The sequence below is a fragment of the Massilia glaciei genome (genome assembly GCF_003011895.2).
In the GTDB taxonomy this organism is placed as follows: Bacteria; Pseudomonadota; Gammaproteobacteria; order Burkholderiales; family Burkholderiaceae_D; genus Telluria_A; species Telluria_A glaciei.
Window position 1 is genome coordinate 1 of the sequence record NZ_PXWF02000232.1, and the last position, 342, is coordinate 342.

The 342-nt window shown below is 78.9% G+C and carries 1 protein-coding gene; it reads right to left on the reverse strand.

All coding sequences use genetic code 11. The annotated features are described in order from the left end of the window. A partial coding sequence (locus C7C56_RS14105; RefSeq protein ID WP_146204482.1) for an Hpt domain-containing protein occupies positions 1 to 342 on the reverse strand: 342 nt, incomplete at both ends.

Here is a 342-nt window from a genome sequence, read left to right on the forward strand (position 1 = left end):
GTCGCGGCGCCCGGCCACGGCCTGCTCGAGGCGCGCGGTGGCGGCGCCGAGCGCGTGCGCGCCGAGGTTGGCGGCGGTGCCGCGCAGGGTGTGGGTGAACACGGCCGCCTCGTCGTAGCGGGCCTCGCGGCACAGCTGGCCCAGATGGGCCGGGGCGTCGGCGAAGCGGCGGTGGAACATCACCAGCAGGTCGTGGTACAGCGGCGCGTTGTCGCGGCAGCGCCGCAGGCCGTCGGCCAGGTCGATCCCGGGCAGGTGCGCCGGCAGGCGCGGCGCCGGCATGGCGCCGGCCGCGGCGCCGGCCCCGGCGCCGATGTCGATGCCGATGCCGATGCCGATGCC